The 19,007-nt window shown below is 41.5% G+C and carries 18 protein-coding genes and 1 riboswitch; of the genes, 8 read left to right on the forward strand and 10 right to left on the reverse strand.

The annotated features are described in order from the left end of the window. Positions 1 to 281 precede the first annotated feature (281 nt). From HUW51_RS00110 to crcB, 6 genes are all read left to right on the forward strand, one after another. Positions 282 to 1,280: a phosphatase PAP2 family protein gene (locus tag HUW51_RS00110; RefSeq protein ID WP_185269876.1), complete on the forward strand. Its 999-nt coding sequence runs from the start codon at positions 282 to 284 to the stop codon at positions 1,278 to 1,280. 47 nt (positions 1,281 to 1,327) lie between these two features. Further along, on the forward strand, positions 1,328 to 2,119 hold the full coding sequence (locus HUW51_RS00115) for a phosphatase PAP2 family protein (protein WP_185269877.1): 792 nt from the start codon (positions 1,328 to 1,330) through the stop codon (positions 2,117 to 2,119). Positions 2,120 to 2,178: 59 nt separating this feature from the next. Next, positions 2,179 to 2,244: riboswitch (Fluoride riboswitch) on the forward strand. Positions 2,245 to 2,534: 290 nt separating this feature from the next. After that, entirely contained in the window at positions 2,535 to 3,815 is a 1,281-nt protein-coding gene (gene eno, locus HUW51_RS00120; RefSeq protein ID WP_185269878.1) for a phosphopyruvate hydratase, read from the forward strand. 155 nt (positions 3,816 to 3,970) lie between these two features. Next, the gene (locus HUW51_RS00125) at positions 3,971 to 5,371 is read left to right on the forward strand and encodes a voltage-gated chloride channel family protein (RefSeq protein WP_185269879.1); all 1,401 of its coding nucleotides are present in this window, start codon (positions 3,971 to 3,973) and stop codon (positions 5,369 to 5,371) included. Beyond that, the gene (locus HUW51_RS00130; RefSeq protein ID WP_185269880.1) at positions 5,364 to 5,735 is read left to right on the forward strand and encodes a DUF190 domain-containing protein; all 372 of its coding nucleotides are present in this window, start codon (positions 5,364 to 5,366) and stop codon (positions 5,733 to 5,735) included. The genes HUW51_RS00125 and HUW51_RS00130 overlap by 8 nt, the downstream gene beginning before the upstream one ends. Before the next feature lie 5 nt (positions 5,736 to 5,740). Beyond that, positions 5,741 to 6,115 carry a fluoride efflux transporter CrcB gene (crcB, locus tag HUW51_RS00135; RefSeq protein ID WP_185269881.1) on the forward strand — a complete coding sequence of 125 codons (375 nt, stop codon included), beginning with the start codon at positions 5,741 to 5,743 and terminating at the stop codon, positions 6,113 to 6,115. An 18-nt stretch (positions 6,116 to 6,133) separates the two neighbouring features. Here the strand turns inward: crcB and HUW51_RS00140 are convergent, their stop codons facing one another. From HUW51_RS00140 to HUW51_RS00185, 10 genes are all read right to left on the reverse strand, one after another. Continuing rightward, the gene (locus HUW51_RS00140; protein WP_185269882.1) at positions 6,134 to 6,559 is read right to left on the reverse strand and encodes an EamA family transporter; all 426 of its coding nucleotides are present in this window, start codon (positions 6,557 to 6,559) and stop codon (positions 6,134 to 6,136) included. 193 nt (positions 6,560 to 6,752) lie between these two features. Continuing rightward, the gene (locus HUW51_RS00145) at positions 6,753 to 7,340 is read right to left on the reverse strand and encodes a phosphatase PAP2 family protein (RefSeq protein WP_185269883.1); all 588 of its coding nucleotides are present in this window, start codon (positions 7,338 to 7,340) and stop codon (positions 6,753 to 6,755) included. After that, positions 7,340 to 10,468, reverse strand: a complete 3,129-nt coding sequence (locus HUW51_RS00150; RefSeq protein ID WP_185269884.1) for an efflux RND transporter permease subunit — start codon at positions 10,466 to 10,468, stop codon at positions 7,340 to 7,342. Before HUW51_RS00150 ends, HUW51_RS00145 begins: the two co-directional genes overlap by 1 nt. Before the next feature lie 6 nt (positions 10,469 to 10,474). Next, positions 10,475 to 11,392 carry an efflux RND transporter periplasmic adaptor subunit gene (locus tag HUW51_RS00155; RefSeq protein ID WP_185269885.1) on the reverse strand — a complete coding sequence of 306 codons (918 nt, stop codon included), beginning with the start codon at positions 11,390 to 11,392 and terminating at the stop codon, positions 10,475 to 10,477. Positions 11,393 to 11,403: 11 nt separating this feature from the next. After that, complete coding sequence (locus HUW51_RS00160; protein ID WP_185269886.1) at positions 11,404 to 12,651, reverse strand: TolC family protein; 1,248 nt, start codon at positions 12,649 to 12,651, stop codon at positions 11,404 to 11,406. 80 nt (positions 12,652 to 12,731) lie between these two features. Continuing rightward, positions 12,732 to 13,163: a PepSY-like domain-containing protein gene (locus tag HUW51_RS00165; RefSeq protein WP_185269887.1), complete on the reverse strand. Its 432-nt coding sequence runs from the start codon at positions 13,161 to 13,163 to the stop codon at positions 12,732 to 12,734. A 230-nt stretch (positions 13,164 to 13,393) separates the two neighbouring features. Continuing rightward, on the reverse strand, positions 13,394 to 14,662 hold the full coding sequence (locus HUW51_RS00170; protein ID WP_185269888.1) for a sensor histidine kinase: 1,269 nt from the start codon (positions 14,660 to 14,662) through the stop codon (positions 13,394 to 13,396). Next, positions 14,659 to 15,333, reverse strand: a complete 675-nt coding sequence (locus HUW51_RS00175; protein WP_185269889.1) for a response regulator transcription factor — start codon at positions 15,331 to 15,333, stop codon at positions 14,659 to 14,661. The genes HUW51_RS00170 and HUW51_RS00175 overlap by 4 nt, the downstream gene beginning before the upstream one ends. Further along, positions 15,330 to 16,106, reverse strand: coding sequence for a phosphatase PAP2 family protein (locus tag HUW51_RS00180; RefSeq protein ID WP_185269890.1), 777 nt, complete (start codon positions 16,104 to 16,106; stop codon positions 15,330 to 15,332). The genes HUW51_RS00175 and HUW51_RS00180 overlap by 4 nt, the downstream gene beginning before the upstream one ends. A 79-nt stretch (positions 16,107 to 16,185) precedes the next feature. After that, positions 16,186 to 16,791 carry an HD domain-containing protein gene (locus tag HUW51_RS00185; RefSeq protein ID WP_185269891.1) on the reverse strand — a complete coding sequence of 202 codons (606 nt, stop codon included), beginning with the start codon at positions 16,789 to 16,791 and terminating at the stop codon, positions 16,186 to 16,188. Positions 16,792 to 17,260: 469 nt separating this feature from the next. On the opposite strand from HUW51_RS00185, the gene HUW51_RS00190 reads away from it, so the two are divergent. Then, positions 17,261 to 18,088, forward strand: a complete 828-nt coding sequence (locus tag HUW51_RS00190; RefSeq protein ID WP_185269892.1) for an IS5 family transposase — start codon at positions 17,261 to 17,263, stop codon at positions 18,086 to 18,088. 80 nt (positions 18,089 to 18,168) lie between these two features. Beyond that, entirely contained in the window at positions 18,169 to 18,726 is a 558-nt protein-coding gene (locus HUW51_RS00195; RefSeq protein WP_185269893.1) for an imm11 family protein, read from the forward strand. Positions 18,727 to 19,007 lie beyond the last annotated feature (281 nt).

Here is a 19,007-nt window from a genome sequence, read left to right on the forward strand (position 1 = left end):
GAATAAGTAGTATACATCGTGGATATATTAATTCTACTATTAATATATGATAGTCTTGTAAGCTGAGTTAATTAAATATAGTTTAATTAGCTCAGCTTACTCTTTTAATTTCCATTCCTAACAGATTGTTCCTTCCTTTTAAGTATTTCTACTTTAATTCAGAAATAATTCTAAATCTGCTATTTTCTTTAAGTCAGTTAAGTGTTTAAACCTAGATTAAATATGTTACTGAAAGCTTCAGAACACTTGAAATTAGGTTGATTAGCTTTAAGATAAGGAAGATGAATAATTTGAAAATTCTGTGCAAAATATTTTATGCTAACCCTCCTAAAAGCACCTGTAATAGTTTAGCATTTATTTATAAGGTGATTTTGTTTTGGCATTTTTCTTTATTCCCCTACTCTCTTCTGGCACAGGAGCGCTTTTTACCAAAAGCACCCGGAATAAATACAATTGACACTTTGGAAGGCCAGCAAATTGTGACTTATTCTCACAAGGAACTTATTCCTTCTAATTCAGTCGCGTCCGAGAAAGATTGTTCTCTAATAGAAAATCTAGGGCAAGACACTATTTTTCAGGTGCAAGCATCCAAAAACCGTCCTCCTTTATTAAGCAAATTAGGCTTGAAGCAAATGGCCGTACCGGTTATATTTTTAGGAGTAGGATTCGCCGGAATGGGCAGTAAACCTTTATGGAATATAAATGAAGAAATACAAGAAGAAATACAGGAACATTATAGCAGTTTTCATACGAAATTAGATAATTATTCGCAGCATGTGCCCCTGGTAGCGGTATATAGTTTGAACTTAGCCGGGATAAAAGGAAAACATGATTTAATTAATTTTACTGCGTTATATGCTCTTTCTACTTATATGAGCAAAACTATAAGTAAAAATTTAAAGAGTGTAACGCACCAAATGCGCCCAGATAATTCAACTGCTGATGCTTTCCCATCCGGACATGTAACTTCGGCCTTTACCAAAGCGACTTTAATGTATTTAGAGTACAAAGATAGAAGCATTTGGTACGGGGTAGGCGGCTATACTATTGCCACAGCTACGGGAGCCTTGCGTTTGTTGAATAATAAGCATTGGTTATCGGATGTACTAGCCGGAGCTGGCATCGGAATCATATCCACGCACGTTGTTTATGCCGTGTATCCCTTTATACAAAACAAAATAAGCCAACGCCTGCCTAAGCTAAGTAATAAAAACATATTAATCCTTCCTGCTTTTGAAAATGGGTCTGCCGGCATGGGATTAATTTACCAGTTGAAATAAGATTCTCAAGGGTTAATCTAACTATATCTTCCTGAAAGCATTAAACTATGCAAAAAATTATAAATTTTTGGTTGTTTTTTTTGGTACTTGTTATGCTGGTATGTCCGACTATGCAGGCTCAGGATGCTGATACTTTGAAGAAATACGAAAGTCCAAGTTTAAAAATCTCTTCCCCCAAGCCGTTTTATAAATCTAAAATCTTTAAAGCCACTATTGTACCTACTATTTTAATTGGATATGGGGTCAGTACCATTCATGGCCATGGCTTTTACAGCAGTTATGATGCACAACGGGATATTTTGCATCATTTCCCGAATTTCAAAACTACGTTGGATAATCCGTTAATGATTGCTCCATATGTGGAATTGGCAATTGTAAACTTGCTTAAGATTAATTCAAACAATGATTTCTTAAACACGTCCCTGCTGATTATTAAAGCAGAGGCTATTTTTGCAGTATCTGCTTTTGGGCTAAAGTATATTACTCATATAGAGCGACCTAATCACGAAAATAAATATTCTATGCCTTCCGGCCACACGGCCCAAGCTTTTCTGGCTGCATCTATATTACACACCGAACTACGCCACAAAAGCCAGTGGTATGGAGTGGGAGCTTATACCATTGCAACCGGCGTTGGAGCTATTCGGATGTTAAGAAATAAACATTGGGAATCGGATGTTTTTGTTGGTGCCGGTATTGGCATTTTGTCATCACATGTGGCTTACTTAACTCATCGTAATCGCTGGGGACGTAAGCCCTTTGCCCTTGCGCCCATTTATTTATATGGTACCCCAGGCTTAGCCCTTTCCATAAACTTAAATGAGGTAAAAGGGCTATAAAGTTGCTAATTTAAAACCCAAAAATAGAATTAAAGTATATAAGTAGATAATACTTTGATAAGTGTAATGGAAATGGTGTCTTCCAATTAAAAACCGCCTTAGATGCTGATGACACCTACAAATGAGCTACCGCAGGTTTATACTGCGGTTTAATTAATTTGTAGGTGAAAAAGTTACTATCCTTCTTCCGATATTTCAACTGGGATTTACATCCACTGCTATCTCTTTGGCTTTTATCAGGAATATTCTTGCTCTTATTTGGATATCAAAATAGCTTTTTATTGCTAAAAATACATCATTTTATTTTTCTATAAGATATTTTGGCATCCAATTGTCCGCGAAATTGTATGTCTCCTCTTTCTATCTATTAAACTAAATCACCTGTATTTATCTAACTATCTTAAATAATACAACTATGGAAATAAAGAAAATATGGGCACGGGAAGTACTGGACTCCCGTGGTAATCCCACTGTTGAAGTAGAAATAAGCTTGCAAGATGGAGCCACCGGAAGAGGTATATCTCCTTCGGGTGCGAGTACCGGCGAAAAGGAAGCCGTAGAATTGCGGGATGGCGACAAATCCCGGTATAATGGCAAAGGGGTCCAAAAGGCCGTTTTGCAATTGAATAACGAAGTGGCCGGCAAGCTGGAAATTCCTTTTGAAAACCAGCAAGCTTTTGATGAATACTTGATTCAATTAGACGGGACAGCCAATAAATCCCGCCTGGGAGCAAATGCTATATTGGCGGCTTCCATTGCCTTTGCTAAAGCGGCGGCGGCTTCTAAAGGCATTCCCCTGTATCAACAATTAGTTCAGCGGGAGCAATATATACTGCCGGTGCCTTGCATGAATGTAATTAATGGCGGCCGGCATGCCGATAATAATATTGACTTCCAGGAGTTTATGATTGCACCGCATCATGCTCCGTCTTTTAAGGAAAGTATACGAATGGGCGAAGAAGTTTTTCATACTCTTAAAAGCTTATTAAATAGTAAAAACTATTCAACGGGCGTAGGCGATGAAGGAGGTTTTGCTCCTAATTTAAAATCGAACGAAGAAGCAGTAGAGGTAATTCTGGAAGCCATAACAAAGGCCGGATACCAACCTGGCACCGACATTTCAATTTGCCTGGATCCGGCGGCTAGCGAAATGTGGAACAATGGAAAATACACCTTATTTAAAAGTACTCAGCAAACTTTTAGTTCGGACGAACTGGTTCAGCTTTGGGAGGATTGGGTGCGCCAGTATCCTATTGTCTTGTTAGAAGATGGTCTGGGAGAGAATGATTGGGATGGTTGGAAAAGACTGACACAAACGCTGGGCCATAAAATTGAATTAGTGGGTGATGATATTTTCTGTACGAACCCGGAAATTATTCAGAAAGGTATTGATGTGGGCATTGGGAATAGTGTCCTGATTAAGCTCAACCAGATTGGCTCCGTTACAGAAACGCTGCAAGCCGTAGCCTTAGCTCAGCAAAACAACTATCATTGCTTTATCTCGCATCGTAGCGGGGAAACGGAAGATACCACCATTGCGGACCTGGTAGTAGCGACCAATGCCGGGCACATTAAAACAGGGAGCGGTTGCCGGTCGGAACGGGTAGCAAAATTTAACCAGCTACTTCGAATAGAAGAAGAATTAGGCCACCGAGCTACTTTTGCCGGATTGAGTACTTTTAAAGTTCAAAAATAAAAGTCACTAAAAGGAGCTAGATAATTCTGTTAAGATTGGTAAAGTAAGTATTTCCGGATAAAAAGTTTATCTATCAACCGCTATCCTAAATTTTTTAAATTGTTGCCCCTTGGTACTTTTATGAATTATTAAAATACGGATAATTTAATTTATAAATGATAATACGTAGAAGGCCATTAGAGCAATATGCCATTTTCAAACACTTAATCCGCTGGACTATATTAATAATACCCATTGCAATTGCTATTGGCAGTATGGTTGCTTTGTTTCTTTGGTTACTCCATGCCGCCATCCGTTACCGGTTTCAGCATCCTTGGTTATTATATTTATTACCGGTAGCTGGGTTGCTCATTCACTTTATCTACCAATCGGTAGGGAAATCGTCGGAGAAAGGCAATAACCTGATTATGGATGAAATTCATGCAGCTGGTGGGGGCGTGCCCAAACGCATGGCCCCCATCATTTTAGCTACCACTATTATCACGCATCTGTTTGGTGGCTCCGCCGGCCGGGAAGGAACAGCCGTCCAGATTGGAGGCAGCATTGCCGCTATGTTCGGAAAGTGGTTTAACTTAAAAGGCGTGGATATGCGGATGATTCTCACGGCCGGGGTAGCGGCTGGTTTTGGAGCTGTTTTTGGTACGCCGCTAACCGGGGCCATTTTTGCGATGGAGGTTCTCACCATTGGGCGTATTCAATACGATGCGCTTTTACCGGCCCTGATGGCCAGCCTGATTGGCGACCTCACGGTGGCGGCCTGGGCGGTACATCATACCAGCTATCATATTGATGCGTTGCCGGCTACTCCTTACTTTCTCTCGAAGTACTTGCCGCTGGATATTCTATTATTAGGAAAAGTAATTGTTGCTTCCGTGGCCTTTGGTCTGGCCAGTTACTTGTTTGCCACGCTGGTACACGAAATAAAAAATATCTTTTTAAACCTATTCAATCGTAAATGGCTGATTCCGGTTCTGGGTGGCGGTCTTATCATAGGTCTTACTTATATAATAGGCAAACCCGACTACCTGAGTCTGGGAGTAGAACCGGAATATCCGGGGGCCATCACCATTATTTCTGCTTTTAAATTAGGTGGAGCCGACACGTGGAGCTGGCTCTGGAAAACTATTTATACTACTTTAACGCTAGGCACCGGTTTTAAAGGCGGAGAGGTTACGCCTTTGTTCTATATTGGCGCTACTTTGGGTAATACGCTGTCTGCTTTGCTGCATGCACCGGTTAGCCTCTTTGCGGCGCTAGGCTTTATTGCAGTTTTTGCAGGCGCTACTAACACGCCCCTGGCGTGTACCATTATGGGTATTGAGCTTTTCGGGGGAGAACATACTGTATTCTTTGCTGTAGCGTGCTTTACGGCTTATTTCTTTAGCGGGCACTCTGGTATTTACAGTTCGCAGCGCATTGCCGTACCCAAAATATTCGATGCTTATTTTTCTGATGAAACTTCGTTAACGGAGGCAAATAAAAGAAGAGGATTTATTCATCAAAAATTATCCAGATATAGATTAGCTGCTAAAATAAAGAAAGAAGACCATGAGTAATCCTATTAAAATTAATGAAAGGCCACTGGGCAAGATTCAGATTTTTATAAAACCTAAAGATAAATTGAAAGAAGATTCGCTCATACGCCGGTTGTTACCCAAGCAAATTTACCGGGAGATTGTTAAAAATGCCAGACAGGATGGTTTGATGATGGCATCTGTTTACCAATCGCATAGTGGTTTTGCTCTCAACGATAAAATACGGGTAGCTCATCCGGAATATGACAATGCTGATTTGGCTTTATGCGTGGAGCTCATGGATGAAAAGCATAAACTGGAAGCCTTTTGTCTAAAAAATGTGGCTTTATTAAAAGGCAGGATGATTATTTATAAAGCAGTAGAATTTTGGGAAATTAACGGATAATCCTTATGAGATTTCTGTTAATTGTTTTTATGGGAGGCGGATTGGGTAGCATAGCCCGCTATCTTGTTAATAAGTGGGTAGGCGGCACCTTAACTTCGGTATACCCGTACGGTACTTTTCTCGTTAATATAATAGGTTGCTTCCTGATTGGTTTTTTAATTTTCTTTACCCAACGGGCAGGTGCTTCCACTATATTCTGGCGTTTATTTTTGGTAACTGGTTTTTGCGGTGGCTTTACCACCTTTTCGTCCTTTACTTTTGAGAATGTGGAACTAATAGGTAATCAGCAACTATTGCTTTTTTTTGTTTATGCAACCGGCAGTGTTGTTCTAGGCCTTTTAGCTACATACTTAGGGATTTTAGCCGCCAGGAACATTTAAAAGTAATATCCTTAATAATTATTTCCAGATTAAAACGACCATACCAGTTAGAATTAAGGCAGCACCGGCTAAAAGTTTCGGGGTAAGCGGTTCTTTAAGTAAAAGAAAAGAAAGCAGCAAAGTAATAATTATACTACCCTTATCAATAGCTGCTACATAGGATACCGTTCCCAATTTCATAGCTCGGTAATAGAAAATCCAACTCAAAGAGGTAGTAAAACCGGAAAGAATTAAAAATAGAAACGTTTTAGGAGTAAGTTCTGAAACCCCCTTTGCTCCCCCCTCCCAGGTAAAAAGATTAACCGTAACCAATATAAAAACCACTGCCGTCCGGATAGTTAAACCTAAATCTGAACTAATTTTTGAAATTCCAAATTTAGCCAACACCGAAGTCAGGCCGGCAAAAAAAGTGGCTATTAGCGCGTATATTAACCAGGTAGGCATATAAATATGATGGCGTTTATGTATTAAGTTCTTGAATATTAATTAAAATTTATACTTTAGACAACTCTAGGGCTTCCAGTCTTTACTTACTAAGAACCCGCATCAAGCTGGAATATTAGTTGCACATCGGTAAGGCTACTATAAAACTTCCAGTTATGATTATTGCCAGGATTACTGCATCTATGTGGTCAAGTCAATTCCCAACGATGGTATTTGTGTAGTTTTTTTGAAAAAGTAACAGAATGCCTTTATTCATTAGCCCTCCCAAAACTCCTCCCAACACAGCTGCAACCAACACATCCCCCGGATAATGCACCCCATTATAAATTCGGCTGTAAGCGACCAGGATAGCCCAAAAGAATAGTATATATTTTAAAAATTTAAAATGAGTGGGCAAAAGTAAGGCTAGAAAGGTAGCTAAAGCAAAAGCATTAGCTGCATGAGAAGATACAAATCCGTATTGGCCGCCTGGTCCGCCGTTATTTAAATAAATAAGGTCAGTTAAGGCCAGTTCATGTGAGGGCCGTAACCTTTGAATTGTATTTTTGAGCAGATGAGAAGCGATTTGGTCAGTTACTAGAATCAATAGGCCAATGGCCAGCAGCACGAAAACGCTTCTTTTCTTAAAAACGCGAATAATGATAAAAATTAAAACCAGGTAAAAAGGCACCCAAAAAAGCTTATCACTGGCATAAAACATAATAGGGTCTAGTAAGGCGTGGTGCTTTCCGTTCAAATAAAGAAACAGGTTGGTATCTAAGGCCTTTAGCTGATTTATCATTATTCGGACAGGCTTGGTATTCTTTCTGTTCTTTTATAAATCACCCGCATCAAACTTGGGAATACCAGTAGCAGCATGGGCAAGCCTACTACAAAACCCCCAATGACGGCTACCGCCAAGGGTTGCTGCATCTGGGCACCCAGGCCAATTCCCAACGCCAGCGGCATCAAGGCCAGAATAGCGCCAATGGCAGTCATTAATTTAGGGCGAAGGCGCAGGGCAATAGCATAGTTAATGGCTTGGTCTACATTGTTGGTTTCCTTAATATTCTGCCGGAACTGATTGACGGTAAAGATGGCGTTTTCGGCGATAATACCCACAATCATAATAATGCCCGTGTAACTGCTTACGTTCAGCGGAATGCCTATTAGGAATAAGGCCAGAATACAGCCCGTAATGCCCATCACGGAAATAAAAATAATAAGGGCGGCTATCAGCCATTCTTTAAACAGGAAAAGTAGCACGCCAAACACGAGTAAAATGGCTAAACTCAAAATCAAAAGTAGCTCCCGGAAAGACTGTTGTTGCTCGGCGTAGGCTCCGCCGTACCCGATGGTATAGCCTTGCGGTAACGATAAATTTTGGGCAAACTGCCGCTGTATATCCGTAATGGCACTGCCTAAATCGCGATTATCCAAACGAGCGGTTAAGATGATGACCGATTTTAAATCTTCCCGGCGCTGCTCTATTTCGCCGGGAATAACCGTGATGCCGGTAAAAAAAGAAATTGGCCGCGTGCTACCATCGGGTAAGAAAATTAACTGCTTTTTGAGTACTTCTACATCGTTTTCATGATAGTTCGTAAACCGCAATAGAATCCGGCGCATTTGCTCGCCTTCCTGTAACTGACCAATTTGAATGCCCCCCGTCATAGCGGCTTGCGCCGGAGAAGGCGTGGGTTGGTTGGCGTTCATACCCAACGGCACGCCGCCCGTATAAGCGGTTAACTGGGTCTGGAAATCCGTCAGATTAATTTTATACAGGTTTAATTTTTCCTGATTAGGCGTAAATACCAGCGAAGGCCCGGCCGTTACCAATCCATTTTCCAGATCGGCAATGCCTGGTACCTTTTGGAGAATGCCTTCCGCCTGCCCGGCCAACTGCTGCAAGGTGGCATAATCAGCGCCGAATATTTTAATTTCGATGGGTTGGGACGAACTCATTAAATCGCCTAATAAATCCGCAATCCGCTGTCCGAAGCCAATATCCAACGCTGGCACCGATGCACTTATTTTCGTCCGTAGTTCGCTGATAACTTCGTCCGTCGTTTTATCCCGTTCTGTTTTGAGCTGAATGGAATAGTCGCCATAGTTGGGCGGCACCGTCCTAAAAGCCATCCGGATACCGGTGCGGCGCGAATAGGTTTCTACTTCCGGTTGCGCCAGGATGATTTTTTCCATTTCCCGGCACAGGCGGTCCGTTTCTTCAATACTCGTACCCGCCGGGGAGTAATAATCCAGCACAATGGTACCTTCGTCCAGGTTGGGTAGAAATCCGGTTTCTAACCGGCTGGAAACAAACCACGCTGAAACGACTAAAACCAGCACGAGCAGTATCGAGACTACCGGTTTGGTAAATGTCCAGGTAAGCCAGCGTAAATTAGATACTGATTGTTGGGCGTTATGCCGGTTCGATTTTAAAGATTTTTTATACCCGATAAGTAAGTGTAAAACCGGCAGGAGCAGCCAGGTAACCAGGAAAGACGTTACCATGGTAATCTGCATGGTATCAGATAATTCCCGGAAAAAGCTACCGGCCAAGCCACTCATGAGCCGGAAAGGGAAATGAATAACAATGGTAGCCAGCGAAGAACCCACCATAGCCGGGAATAATCCCTGAATGGCTTCCTTCACTACTGTAAACCGGTTTTTCTCCGGATAATCCTCGTGGCTGCGGTAAATCTGCTCGATTATCACAATGGCATCATCAATAATCAATCCGATGGAGGCCGCAATGGCGCCCAACGACATAATGTTGATGGTAATGCCTACTAAGTAAAGCACCAGAATGGTAAAAGCCAAGGTTACCGGAATGGTAAGTAACACCACCAAACTGGCCCGCCACGACCGTAAAAATAAAATCATTACGATAATAGCTAGGAACAAGCCTTCGTAAATGGTTTTTATAACACTGTGGATGCTGTCGCCGACAAAGGCACTCTGGTTGTAATAGGGTTGTAGGACATACCCCTTAGGCAACAGTTTCTGGATTTCGGCGGCTTTTTCACTGGCATCCTGAGCAAAACTCAGCAAGTTGATGCCCGGCTGTTTTACCAAATCTATCAGTACCGCGTTCTGGCCGTTGGCATTTATTTTCACGAACTCCTGCTGCTCCTGTAACTCTACCTTCGCAAAATCCTTTAGCCTGACAATCCGGGTGCCATCGTTTTTAATGATTAATTCCTGTAGCTCCTCCACGTCGTTTACGCGGGTATCGGTCAGGGTTAAATACAAGCGGTTATAGGCCGACACGTTGCCATTCGACAAGACAAAGTTGTTGTTATTAAAGGCATTAATAAGGGTATTGGGGGTGATGCCGAGCACGGACATTTGGGTAGCATCCGGGATAATAACGTATTCCTTGGCCTTTCCTCCTCGTACAATAACGTTCGAGATGCCGCTAACTTGCGAAAAGACAGGCCGCACAATTAAGTTGGCGGCATCGCGCAAGGCTACCTGGCTTTTGTCCGGCCCTTCCAGGCTGAACCCGTACACGGGAAACAGTGACTGGTTCATGGCTTCTACGGACAGGTTTACCCCGGTCGGCAGGTAGTTTTTAATTTCATTTATGCGGCTTTCTATCTGTGTTTTCTGCGCATACGTGTCCAGTCCCCATTCAAAATACACCTCAATAGTGGCGCTGCCCCGGCTAGTGCTGCTTTTTACAATAGTAACGCCCCGCACCTTTTTTACCGCACTTTCTAAAGGCTTAGTCACCGTAATCATCATGCGGTCCACGGGTAGTTGTCCGGCATCGGCAAGGAGGGTAATACGCGGAAAAAGCACCTCCGGAAAGAGATTGGTTTGCATGCGGGTATAGAAAAATATCCCCGCCGCCAGCAAGAGTAGCCCAATAAACAGAATGGGTTTGGTAAAAATCTGGAAGTAATTTTTAGAACCGGTTTGCATGCCGCGTTATTTCGTTATTTTAACTAAAGCCGTATCGGGTAAGCCATAATTTCCCCGCAAGATAATCCGGTCGGTGGCCTTGAACTGCGGACTACTTATTTCGGTTTCCGTTGTGCTTTTATTACCTATCTGCACGGGTACCTTCACGGCGGTGCTGTCATTAATGAGTTTCATGACCCAGAATTCCTCCATCATTTCGTCGCTGAGAACCGCCGCCTTGGGCAACACCTGACGGCTAGCAGCCTGATCATTGTCCAGCAGTACTTTTACTTGTAGGTTTTCGGGCAGAAAAAGAGTTTCTTTTGTTTTGGCCAACAAGGTTTGGGTTTGAGCGGTAGGGTTCATCGCTGCCAACGGGGTAGTGATGGAGGCTGTATGAACGGAATTATCGGGTAGTATTATCCGGCAAGTTTTACCTGATTGCGCAAATTGAATATACTCGTAGGGTACATTTAACTGAAAGGCCATATTGCTGCTCTCGGCAATGGTGCAAAGTTGGGTTCCTTCCAGCACGTATTCGCCAGGCTGTTGTTTATCAAAGGTGGTGATGATGCCGGAAGCCGAGGCCCGGACCTGCACCCGGCCAAAATTAGCCAGGTCTTTATCTAGCTTAGCCGCGGAGCTACCTAAAGCCCGGCGCTCTTTGCTCTCCATTTCGTACAGCACCGTACCTTGGTTTATTTTATCCCCCAAATGAACATTTACCTTCGTGATGAAAGCCGCAATGGGGGCGGTAACGACGTTGCGTTTCAAGTAAACCGTAGTAGCCGTTAATATCAAGGAGTTATCTACTTTTCCCTGCTGTATCTGCACGACAGAAACGCTGGTTTTAGGCTTAATAGCCGGTTCTTCGGCTGTTTCGGTTTTGGTTCCACACGCCGTTAAAAGCCAGCAGAAAAACAGGATAGAGATTAATTTCTTCATTTCAGGGGAGTTTACCAATTCCAGTAATTATAAGCGTTGATCAGTAATTGCTCGTTCGTGTACAACAACAAGGAATCGCGTTGGGCCAGGGCCATATTTTTAAGCGCCATAATGTAATTAATAATAGAAAGCTGACCCACCATTATTTCGCGCCGGTAGGTAGTGAGCAGAGACCGGTACTCCTGCATTTGCTTCTGGGTAATCTGTTGCCGGGTAGTATAAGATTCCAGTTCGTTCCGGTAACGGGTCTGGCGCAACTTGTTCTGTACCAGAAAATTCTGCCGGTAAAAAGAAACCGTTTGCAACAGCACTGCCGTTTTCTGCCGAGTAATATTCCGCTGTTGCCCGTCAAAAATATACCAGTTGAAGGTGAGGCCGGTACTAAACCCAAACCGTTGGGGAATAGAGGGCAGATAAGTAGCATTTAAGCCGGCATTGGTAAAAAAATTAAGCTGGGGTTTGTATTTCAGCTCAAAAACTTTTTGCGTTGCCATTAAATTTAAGCTGTCCAGGCGGTACCGGATGAGGTAGTTCGAAGCGGAGATTGATTCTTTTACCTGCAAATGGATGTCCTGCAGCAACACCCGCCCCGTATCAGGTACCCCGGCTAAAATCCGTAAATCTTGCAAGTCGCGGTAGTAATTGGCCTGGTAGGTAACTTGTACGTTACGGTTGGCTTCGTATTCAATATTAAGTAAGCTCAGGTCGGATTGTTTTAATATACTTTTGTCTACCAGCCGCTTTATAATACTGCACTGGTCGGCTAAGAGAAGCAGCAATGAGTCGGCGAACAGCATTTGCTTTTTATCCTGGAGGCATAGAATAAACTGGTCGGTTACCAGCTTTTCTAAATCATGTTCGGTTAACCGAATCGTATTTTGATTTACCTGCCGCCCTGCTTCTACCTGTTGTGCATACACTTGAAAGCGCTCTGCCGTAAACAGGGGCTTGGTATAGGTAATCAGCCCCTGATATAAACCACCGTTAGTGGCACCCAAGTCGTAACCATAATAATCAGTGGTGGGTTTCGGAAAAAGCTCCAGTTTGGTTTGACTTTCATCGGTATTTAAAACAGGCGCCAGCATGATATTCCCTGTGGCCGTTATCTGGGCTTTGGTATAAAAGGCTTTTAAACGTTCTATTTCTAAGGTAGCGGCCTGGGTCTGGTTTTTAGTATCATTTAGGAGTGGGCTGTTTTGTCTGGCGGCCTCCAGATAGTAATCTAAATTATTTTGGGCATGCGCACGTGAAACCAGCAATAAACATAAAATAATGAATAGGCAAAATGCCTTTTTAAAGGTTTGAAATACTGCCATTTAGTATTGGAGGGTAAATATTATCAGTCTAATTCTTCTTCTAAGAAATTGCCTTGGCTGTCAAAAACCAACTCTTTCCCGGTAATTTGGATTTCATAGGTAATGTTGCCATCCTGCTTCGTGATTTTTTCAATGCTTTGCATTTCCTCTTTCGGATATTTGGAATGGATATATTCTAATATAGCCGTTTGGTTAGTTAATTGACTGTCGTCAATTTCCAATTCCGTTTCTACCACTTCTCCTTTCGGGTTAAATGATACAGCTCCTATCTCTTGGCTATTTTTATACTTGGCTTCCCAAATGGGCGATTCATCATTCCATTGGGTAATGTTAGCTTCTGGATGAATCTTTTGAAAAGCGGCAACAATTTGTTTGGGCACTTTTTGGCTTTGGGTATCTGGCGTGCAAGCCGATAGGGCCACTATACTACTAATGAGCACCAATAATTTTTTCATTATCTTTTTTAGTAAGCAGTGATACAAAACCGAATAAAAATTAAGGTTTTGATAAATAGAGATAGCTTTTCCGGTTAAGTTTTCACAAAGCTCACTGCCAATTTGGAATAAATTCTGAATTTAGGTGGTCAATTTGCTTTTAGTCACAAGACAAAGAAGCTTGATTTAAGCGATTTATTTTATAAGGCGTGGTGCTGGAGAAAGTAAATGAACTAGAAGAACCTCGGCCATTAAAAATTTACCGTAAATTGATGCTGTTGGTTGGGGAACTGGTACATTACCTGCCAGCCGTGTAACTGGCATATCTGGTGCACTATGGCTAAGCCCAAGCCGCTACTCTGGACATGGCTGGACGTTTTGGCAAATCGTTCAAATAATAATTCTTCTTCCAGTGGTATCGTCTCGCCAGTATTGTTAATCGTTAGTTGCTTTTGAATCAGGTGAAGACTAATACTTCCGGAAGCAACATTATGCCGGATAGCATTCAGGAAAAGATTATGAATCATTATTTCCAGTAAACCTTTGTGGGCCTGCACCCAAACCGGCTGGTCGGGCAAATGTGTTTGAATGTGTAAGTTTTTCTGTTGCGCCTGTTCCGTGAAATAAGGCAGCACCTCGGTTATAATGGTGCCCACCTCCACAGCCTGCCGTTCATAAAACTGCCGGCTGCCTAACTTGGCTAGTAGTAACAGGTTTTTATTTATGCGGGATAAACGGGAAGCAGTTTCGTAAAGAGAGGCGATAATAGCGGCCTGTTCTTCTAATAGGGAGGGATGCTGTAAAAGCAAATCGAGTTTAGACTGAAAAACGGCAAGTGGGGTTTGCAACTCATGGGCTGCGTTCTCCGTGAATTCTTTTTGCCTTTGGTAAGCTTTTAAATTGGCATTTATCAGGCTGATTAAGCCGGTGTTTAATTGTTTGAATTCCATGATGGCCGTATCGGGGAAAACCGGTAAGGCTGGCTGTTCTATATTAAATTTTTCAATTTGATGTAACGTATCGTAAAAAGGTTTCCATAGCCTTTTGGAAACCACTCGGGTTAGCACAAACAATACTCCCGATAAAACCACCAGGAGGCCGATATATAATTTGACCAAAGCTTTTATCAGGTCTTCTGATTCTACCAGGTTTATCCGGATGCGCAGCATAAAAGGCTGCCGGTTTATTGCAATCCGGTCGTATAAAACCCGGTAGGGTTCCCATTCTTGGTGCAGCGTATCCAGAAAAACAGCTTCCTGAATCTGGCCAACCGGCTGGGTAATCGTATCGGGCAATATCCAGATATCGCGGTTATATTTATTCCAGATGGCCACCTCCTTCTTTTGCAGCAATGGCAAATGATAGCGTTGAAATTCTTCGCGGCGAAGATTGATAGCCTCATCCACATCATCTATATACAGCCGTTGCATCTGGCTATAAAACAAAGGCGCACTCAATAATAATAAGGTCGTGGCCAAAAAAGCATAATACAGTAACGTTCGGTTTAAGAGTTGGTTCATGCTTCCCATTTATAGCCCATGCCGTACAAGGTTTTGATGTAGTCTGGGAGGCCGGCATCCGATAATTTCTTTTTAAGATTTTTGATGTGGGCATACACAAAATCGTAATTGTCCAACATGTCGGCCATATCGCCGGACAGGTGTTCGGCCAATGCGCTTTTAGAAATTACCCGGTTTTTGTTACCAATCAGAAAAAGCAATAAGTCGAACTCTTTCTTTGTTATACTTACCGCTTCGCTTTTAACCGTAACTACTTTGGCCAGCAAATCAATTTGCAGTTCGTTTACCTGAATTAAATTGCGGTTAGCAAATTGTTTACGACGGATAAGGGAATAAATACGGGCGCTCAGCTCCGATAGATGGAAAGGCTTAGCTAAATAATCATCGGCTCCAATCTGCAAGCCTTCTATTTTATCTTCTAAAGAATTTTTGGCCGAAATAATAATTACACCTTCCTGCTTGTTTAGTTTTTTTAACTCTCCGAGTAGACGCAACCCATCGCCGCCCGGTAGCATGAGATCCAGCAGGATACAGTCGTAATCGTATAATTGTATTTTATACTGGGCTTCCCGGAAGGTGCCGGCCAATTCGCAGCGGTAGTTCTGTTCTTTTAAATAAGCTACGATGCTTTGCGCCAGCGCTTCTTCATCTTCGATAATGAGTATTTTCACCTGCTTTCTTTAATATCTTTTATTTTAATAATACTATCCGGATTTGTAGCCGGATTAACTTTGGATTTTTTCACCTTACGGTAGGTCAGGTATTCTACTACACTAATACTCACCAGCAGCCAGAGAAAACCTAAAAGGAAGCCGGCAGTAACATCGGTTAAAAAATGGACACCCAAATAAATACGGCTTAAGCCCATTAAAAAAATGTAGGCCAAGCCACTGCTGGTTCCAATCAGACGGGCCTTTCGTTTTTTAACGCTGCTTAGCAATATAAAAATTAAGATACCGGCCAAAGCCATGGCACCGGTAGAATGCCCACTGGGAAAAGAATAAGAGGTTTCGGCATAATATCCAATATCTAATGGCCGCTCCCGGTGAAAATAGTTCTTCAGCAATTGCATTGATAACCCGCTACCCAGTACTGATACTAACAATCCCATTAAATAAACTCCTTTTCGTTGCCCTGCTAAAATGCCGGCGGTTATTATGGTCATGATGGTTACGCTATAAACATTGCCTAATTGAGTATAATAGTAGAAGGCTAAACTTAAACCAGGTATGCGACGATCATAAAAGAAAGTAGAAACCTGAATATCTATGGCTTTGGTTACCGGTGAGTTTACTATGTGTTCGGCCAGTTCTGAAAGCATGACTATATTAAAAGCACTTACCAGCAGGAGCAAAGTCAGCGGCAAACCGATGAACTCGACCGGAGAGAACCGGGCGTGCAGAAAAGTAATAGCACGGGGATACCTTTTTTCTAATCGCCGCAAGTAGGGCAATTTAAAAAAGGATTCAATTAGATGGCTCAGGTATAATAGTGGGATTTTAAACATGGGAGAGCTCTCTTATTTAACCAAGTAAATGAAAAATGCTATTTTCCAGCCATTCGATGTTCTTCAACTTCCCGGCTTGCCAGTGCTCTTTTGCGTAAATAGTATGATACTGATGTTTATTCAAGAACGACAAATTTTCAATCAACCAGTCATAATCTGATGCTGATTTCCCTAAATATAGTTGCCATTCTTGCCGCAAGTTTTGCAGCGCTGTATCATAGCCCGGTGCTGACAAATGAAATAAATCAGCATCACGGATAATTTCTTCCAATAGGTTTTGGGGAGCCTGCGTAACTTTAGTAGCATTAATGCAATGCAGCACGGTTTCTACTTGTTCTTCCCTGTAATGCCTTTTCTGTAAAAAGCTGGCCGCTATCTTCTGGCTTTCTGCTTCGTGGCCCTGGTAAGTAATACAATAGCCCGTATCATGGAACCAGGCGGCAAGCAGCAATGTCTCCTGCCGAACTGCTGCTATATTTTGATGAATAGCTAAATCAAAAGCAGCCTGTACCACTTGTAGGGTATGCGCATAATTATGAAAAACCAGGCTTTCCATTTGCTGGTTGCGGAGCAAGTTTAATACGTATAGCTGAGCTTCGTTCAGCAATGGGGTAACTAGCATCTAACGGGCCTCCTTATAAAAGTTGTTCTTTATGCGGCTTAGTTTTCCGCAATGAACTACTCCCTTTGAAACTTGCCTGGAGGCATAGATAATCTAGAATTTGGAATTAAATCTGAATTCAATAGATAATTTAAATTATTATTTGGCAGGCTCTTGCAACAAGAATATGGGTATAAAACGGCTGATGAAATTTCTATTTAATATTTAGTTCTATGAATAAAACAGAACATATTTGCACACTTGGTTTTCGTTGTTAAATGAATTTAATTAAAAACAGGTAAGTTCCTGAAATAGCTTTACAGGTCAAACGGTTAAAGTTCAATTTAATTTCACAAATGTCTACTTGTAAGCTTCTTTTAAGTTATGCTTTAGTTTTCGAAGCTGAAGCTGTTTAGGATTAAAAGAACTACCCAAGGAAAAGGGAGGTAAAGATGTTTGCAAAGACAATCTTCAACCTACACCTGATCCAATGGGAGTAATAAGTAAAGATAATATTAAGGCGTGGATAGTTCCGCATCTAAGCACAGGAAAAAGAGGCAGTAAGTCCAAGGTAGAGACGTGGGAAATCGTAGCTGCCATTATACATAAGCTAAAGACGGGCTGCCAGTGGCGGGAGTTACCTACAAAAGAATTTTTTACTGACTATCGCCTTACTTGGCAAGGGGTATATTATCACTTTAGCCGGTGGGTGCGTGATGGCAGCATCAGAAAGGTATGGGTAGAGCTATTAAAACAACAAAGAAAGCTGTTGGATTTATCGAGCATACAGCTAGACGGTAGCCGGACTATTTGCAAGAATGGTGGAGAATGTATTGGCTATCAGAGCAGAAAAGCGGCCAAGTGTTGTAATAGCTTATTTTTAGCCGACAATAAAGGATTAATGCTGGCTTGTAGTTGTCCAATAGCTGGACAGCATCATGACTTGTTTGAGATAAAGCAGGTATTTGAAGAACTACGGGAGTTATTGAAAGAAGCAGGCATTGAAACAGCCGGGCTATTCTTAAATGCAGATGCGGGCTTTGATAGCCAGGAGTTCAGACAACAATGCAGTCATCATCAAATAGAAGCAAATATTGCCATTAATCCCAGAAAAGGAGAACAAGCACCGGAATTTGTGTACTTTGATGAAGAACTTTTTAAAAGAAGAATGGTCATTGAACAGGCTAATGCTTGGTTGGATAGCTTCAAAACTTTGCTCATCCGATTTGAAACCAAAGCACAGCATTGGCTGGCCCTTCATTTTTTAGCTTTTACCATCCAGCTTATTCGCCAAATCAACAAAAAACTAAAATCCTAAACAGGTTCAATGTTTTAAAAATGCAATTTGTATTAAAAAATTTAATATAATAAACACAAAAAAAGTTAAAGATCAAGATAATGAAATACTATTGGCTTACTATTGATTGGGGAATAGAAGATGCTTGGATACTGGGAGATTTGATTATAAATGGGGAAATACATGTTGGTACTAATCTTTTAAATAATGCCTATTCAAATAATAATGAGGTATTTATAGTATTACATGAAGAAGGTAGAAAATTAGACTTTTCATTTGCTCACCCAAATCTTCCAGTTGTAAATTCTAAAATTACATCTGTGTTTAAACCTAACGAAGTAAAGCTTTTCCCTGTATCCATAAATGATATAAAATACTCTGAAGAGGAAAAATATTATATAATTGATCAGATAGAAGAAGTCGACTGTGTTGATGAACTTCGCTCGAATTATGAAATTTGGGAAATCGGAAACCCAATACGTCCTGACAAAGCTGGCCAATATAGATCTTTTTTCAAACTAGTTATAGAACCATCGAAAACAGAAGGTAAAAGAATTTTTAGATTGAAGAATTACAAACAAGCAATAATAATTAGTTCGGAGCTTAAGAGGCATTTTGAAGAAAAAAATGTTACTGGCATAAAATTTTTACAAGTGTAATTTAAATTATTAAAAAATTAAACTGAATCTTGAATTAGGTAAAATGCTTCAGTTCATCAAAGTCAAAGAAGCAAAGCTCTGTTCCGTTAGATAAAAGAAATCATAAAGCTGACAAATGTTATCTGGACTAGTGGGCCGATTTGGGGGGAGGGATAATGACTTAGCGAGAAAGGGAGTTTAAACCTTTGACTAGCTAGCCGAAGAAGAAGCTTTGCTTTAAAAAGTACCATATAAGGAGTTTCAAGCAAACCCATTTAGGAGTGTTTGAAAGCCATTTTTCT

Source organism: Adhaeribacter swui (genome assembly GCF_014217805.1).
In the GTDB taxonomy this organism is placed as follows: Bacteria; Bacteroidota; Bacteroidia; order Cytophagales; family Hymenobacteraceae; genus Adhaeribacter; species Adhaeribacter swui.

Excerpts from the sequence above, each read along its gene's own strand:
- HUW51_RS00165 (WP_185269887.1), bottom strand. The coding sequence starts at position 13,163 with ATGAAAAAATTATTGGTGCTCATTAGTAGTATAGTGGCCCTATCGGCT.
- HUW51_RS00155 (WP_185269885.1), bottom strand. The coding sequence starts at position 11,392 with ATGAAGAAATTAATCTCTATCCTGTTTTTCTGCTGGCTTTTAACGGCG.
- crcB (WP_185269881.1), top strand. The coding sequence starts at position 5,741 with ATGAGATTTCTGTTAATTGTTTTTATGGGAGGCGGATTGGGTAGCATA.
- HUW51_RS00145 (WP_185269883.1), bottom strand. The coding sequence starts at position 7,340 with ATGATAAATCAGCTAAAGGCCTTAGATACCAACCTGTTTCTTTATTTG.
- HUW51_RS00185 (WP_185269891.1), bottom strand. The coding sequence starts at position 16,791 with ATGCTAGTTACCCCATTGCTGAACGAAGCTCAGCTATACGTATTAAAC.
- HUW51_RS00190 (WP_185269892.1), top strand. The coding sequence starts at position 17,261 with ATGGGAGTAATAAGTAAAGATAATATTAAGGCGTGGATAGTTCCGCAT.
- HUW51_RS00170 (WP_185269888.1), bottom strand. The coding sequence starts at position 14,662 with ATGAACCAACTCTTAAACCGAACGTTACTGTATTATGCTTTTTTGGCC.
- HUW51_RS00150 (WP_185269884.1), bottom strand. The coding sequence starts at position 10,468 with ATGCAAACCGGTTCTAAAAATTACTTCCAGATTTTTACCAAACCCATT.
- HUW51_RS00115 (WP_185269877.1), top strand. The coding sequence starts at position 1,328 with ATGCAAAAAATTATAAATTTTTGGTTGTTTTTTTTGGTACTTGTTATG.
- HUW51_RS00140 (WP_185269882.1), bottom strand. The coding sequence starts at position 6,559 with ATGCCTACCTGGTTAATATACGCGCTAATAGCCACTTTTTTTGCCGGC.
- HUW51_RS00125 (WP_185269879.1), top strand. The coding sequence starts at position 3,971 with ATGATAATACGTAGAAGGCCATTAGAGCAATATGCCATTTTCAAACAC.
- HUW51_RS00130 (WP_185269880.1), top strand. The coding sequence starts at position 5,364 with ATGAGTAATCCTATTAAAATTAATGAAAGGCCACTGGGCAAGATTCAG.
- HUW51_RS00195 (WP_185269893.1), top strand. The coding sequence starts at position 18,169 with ATGAAATACTATTGGCTTACTATTGATTGGGGAATAGAAGATGCTTGG.
- HUW51_RS00110 (WP_185269876.1), top strand. The coding sequence starts at position 282 with ATGAATAATTTGAAAATTCTGTGCAAAATATTTTATGCTAACCCTCCT.
- eno (WP_185269878.1), top strand. The coding sequence starts at position 2,535 with ATGGAAATAAAGAAAATATGGGCACGGGAAGTACTGGACTCCCGTGGT.